Origin of the sequence: Modestobacter muralis, assembly GCF_010682105.1 — a bacterium.
Lineage (GTDB): Bacteria > Actinomycetota > Actinomycetes > Mycobacteriales > Geodermatophilaceae > Modestobacter > Modestobacter muralis.
This window is the reverse complement of record NZ_JAAGWH010000073.1, coordinates 1-3,717: the sequence shown is the minus strand read 5'-3', so window position 1 is coordinate 3,717 and position 3,717 is coordinate 1. Positions and strand designations below refer to the sequence as shown.

General features: G+C 74.5%; 2 protein-coding genes and 1 pseudogene. All 3 read right to left on the bottom strand.

Going from position 1 to position 3,717, the window contains the following annotated elements:
• A pseudogene (locus GCU67_RS21040) lies at positions 1 to 2,773 on the bottom strand (hypothetical protein); the annotation flags it as partial.
• Positions 2,770 to 3,348 (bottom strand): hypothetical protein, encoded by a 579-nt coding sequence (locus GCU67_RS21035; protein ID WP_163613457.1) that lies wholly within the window; start codon positions 3,346 to 3,348, stop codon positions 2,770 to 2,772. The gene GCU67_RS21035 and the pseudogene GCU67_RS21040, both read right to left, overlap by 4 nt.
• 50 nt (positions 3,349 to 3,398) lie before the next feature.
• On the bottom strand, positions 3,399 to 3,717 hold a 319-nt coding region (locus GCU67_RS21030; protein WP_420846376.1), incomplete at its 5' end, for an LGFP repeat-containing protein.

Here is a 3,717-nt window from a genome sequence, read left to right as displayed (position 1 = left end):
GCGCACCCGTCGCCGGACTCGCGTACACCGAGCCGTTCTCGAACGTCTGGAACGACCCGCCGGCGGCCAACGACCGGGCGTCGGACGTCGGGAGGCCCAGCGGGGTCGTGCCCTGCACCGCCGCCACCGCCGCCCCGAACGCCGTCGACACCGCGTGGCCACCGGCAGCGGTGACGTACACCGTGCCGCCGGCGAAGGGCTGTGTGAGCACCCCGCTGGTCCCGGTGGTCGCCGGGCCCGACGGGTACCCCAGCGGACCGTGCTCCCAGCCCGAACGCGACCACACCGTGCGCACCGCGGCCGGCACCGTCGTCACGCCCGCGGCGGTCCGGTACAGCGACCCGCCCTCGAAGTGCTGGAACGTCGCCGTGCCGTCGGCCGTCCTCCCCGCGTCGGCCGTGGGCAGGCCCAGCCCACCGCCGGGTCCGCCCGCGGCGTCGAAGTCGGCGAGGAGGACGCCGGAGACCGCGTGGCCGCCGGTGGCCTCGGAGGCGTAGACGCGGCCACCCTGGAACTCGACGAGCTGCCCGCGGCCACCTGCGACGTCGACCGCGTCGGCCACCGGCCAGCCCAGACTGCCGGTCTCACCACCCGCGGCGACCCAGCCCGTGCGAACCGCGTCGGGCACGGTGTGCGCGCCGGTCGACGCCGTCCAGTACACCGAGGAGTTCTGGAAGCGCTGCGCGCAGCCGCCGGCGGCCGGGCCGCAGGTGGTGTCGCCGAGCGGGTAGCCGAGCGTGCCCGCCTCCCCGCCGAGCGCGGTCCACTTGTCGCGCACCGCGCCGGGCAGCACCACGTGGGCACCACTGGCCGGGGACCAGTAGACCGAGCCGCGCTGGAAGTCGGCGACCTCGCCGCGACCGTCGGGCAGCCGGCCCTGGTCACGCACCGGGTAGCCCAGCCGGCCGGCCTCCCAGCCGGTGGTCCCCCACTCGGTGCGCACCTGACCGGAGACGGTGTACGCACCCGTGGCCTGCGACCAGTAGACCGAGGCGGTCTGGAACTCCTGGAGGCAGCCGTCGCCGGCCAGCCCACAGGTGGTGTCGCCGGTGGGCATCCCCAGTGGCCCGCGCTCCCAGCCGCCGGCGGCCCACCTGTCCCGGACCGCGCCCGGGAGCACGATGCGCGCGCCGGTGGCCGCGGAGGAGTAGACCGAGCCGCGCTGGAACTCCACGAACGCGCCCGCGCCGTCCAGCAGCGTGGTCTGGTCGCCGACCGGGTAGCCGAGCCGGCCGCTCTCCCAGCCCGTCGTGCCCCAGCGGTCGCGGACCTGCCCACCCACCGTGTGCGCGCCGGTCGCCGACGACCAGTAGACCGATGCCTTCTCGAACGTCTGGAAGCAGCCGCCGCCGGCCAGGCCGCAGGTGGTGTCATCGAGCGGGTAGCCCAGCGGGCCGCCCTCCCAGCCCGACGCCGCCCACTTGTCGCGCACCGCGCCCGGCAGCACCACGTGGGCACCACTGGCCTGGGACCAGTAGACCGAGCCCCGCTGGAAGTCGGCGACCTCGCCGCGACCGTCGGGCAGCCGGCCCTGGTCACGCACCGGGTAGCCCAGCCGGCCGGCCTCCCAGCCGGTGGTCCCCCACTCGGTGCGCACCTGACCGGAGACGGTGTGCGCGCCGGTGGCCGAGGACCAGTAGACGGAGCCGCGCTCGAAGTCCTGGAAGCATCCGCCCGAGGCCAGCCCACACACCGGGTCGCCGGAGGGCCAGCCCAGCCAGCCGCCCTCCCAGCCTGTGGCGCCCCACTTGTCGCGGACCGGGCCGTACAGCACGTGGTGCACGCCGCTCACCGGCGACCAGTAGATGGCGCCCTTGGCGTAGGCCTGGTAGCAGCCGCCGGCCGGGAGCCCGCAGACCACGCTGGCCTGACTGGCCCCGAGGACACCGGTGTTCCCGCCCAGCTCGGCCCACCGACGGGTGACGTTGGCCGCGCCGGGGACCTGTGTGGAGCCGAACCAGTCGGTGTAGTAGATCCAGAAGTTGCGGTTGCCGTACGCCGAGCACCCATCGCCGGTGCCCCTGCCGGCAGCGAGCGCCGCCGCGTTGGGCTGGTAGGGGGTGTAGTTGTACAACCCCGCGGTCGCCTGGTTCTCGACGAAGACCGGGGAACTCCCACAGGACACCTCGGTGTCGAAGCGGATGTTGTTGACCACCCCGACCTTCGTGTTGTAGTTCCCGGGGTCCGTTGCGTAGTTCTTGTACTGGCGTGCGGCGCTGTAGACCTGGTTGAAGAAGCCGTTGTACTCCGGCCGGCACGGCGCGGTGTCGGGGCAGGCGAAGCCCATCGCCTCGCGGTAGCGCCTGGCGTACAGGTTGGAGCCGCTGGCGGTGACCAGCCCCTGCTCCTTCTGCAGGATCACCAGCAGCACCCGCTGGCTGATCCCGCAGGCAGCACCGACCTTGGCGATGATGGTCGAGGCGGACTCGTCGCGCGCACCGGCGTAGGCGCCGGGGCACCGCGAGTCGGCCGCCTTGTCCCCGGTGTCCTGCCGGGCGTTCTTCAGGCAGGGCGTGCCGTCCGCGGGTGTCACGCAGTTGGGGTTCTTCTGCTGCAAGAAGGTCTGCACCTCGTCGGCGGACATGGCGCCGCCGTCGAAGAACAACTGGTCGCTGATGATGTTGCCGGCCCGGAACTGGGAGGTGTCGGCTGCCTCGACCAGCGCGGGCGACGTCGTGCCGGGAACGGCGAGGCCGGCGACGACGGCCGCGCCGCAGAGGACGACGAGGAGCGCGAGGACCAGTCGGCGCGCCTGCCGGCCGGCCGCGGTCACGGGGTCACCTCGACGGTGGCCTGCGGCGACTCACCGGTGGTCGTGGCGGAGGCGTACCGCAGGACGGCGGACCACTCCCCCGCCGCCACCTGGTCACCGGGGACCTGGAGCTCCGGGCACGAGGTGGTGCTGGCGTCGGCCTCGGCGGCCGCGCGCGCCGTCACCGAGCGCCCCGCGCGGGTGAGCACCAGCGTGCAGGTGCCGCCGTCCTCGATCACCGGGCTCACGTAGCCGCTCGCCAGGACCGACGCGGTGGCCGGGTCCCAGTAGGAGTAGGTGAGCACCACGTCGGTCGTGGCCGGACGCGGCGGGTCGGTGGCGAGCACCTCGTCGGGCTCCTCGCCGACCGGGTCCACCGCAGCCGACGTCGTCGGCGACGCCTCGGCCGAGGAGGACGGCGCCTCGGCCGAGGAGGGCGCGGTGGACCCGACCGTGGGCACTGCGCCCCCGGTCGCCCCGGCCACCGCCGGCGCCTGCGGGCCGGCGGCGCTGCCCGCGCAGCCGGTCAGGCAGAGCACCCCGCCGGCGGCCAGGACACCCAGACGCCGACGGGTCGAGGACGGGAGTGCGTGCATGAGGACCCTTTCGAGCGCGGAGACGGCCGGATGGCGCGCCAGAGCGGTCGTCACCGTACGGTCACGACTGGCAGACTCCCTGTGCTCGACACGCTGATGGTGCCGCGCTGGAAGTCCTGTGTGGTGCTGCCGTCGGGCAGCGTCCGGGCGTCGTTCGTCGGGTAGCCGAGCGGGCCACGCTCCCAGCCGGTGCGGCCCCACGCGTCCCGGATCACGCCGCGGACGGCGTGTGCGCCGGTGGTCGCCGTCCAGTACACGGACCCGCCCTGGAACTGCACGAACCGCCCGCCACCGGACAGTGCCACCGTGTCGGCGGTCGGGTACCCCAGCGGGCCGTTCTCCCAGCCGAGCGCCTCCCACGCGGGGAAG

Coding starts and splice junctions, on each gene's coding strand:
- GCU67_RS21035 (WP_163613457.1), bottom strand. CDS start 3,348: ATGCACGCACTCCCGTCCTCGACCCGTCGGCGTCTGGGTGTCCTGGCC.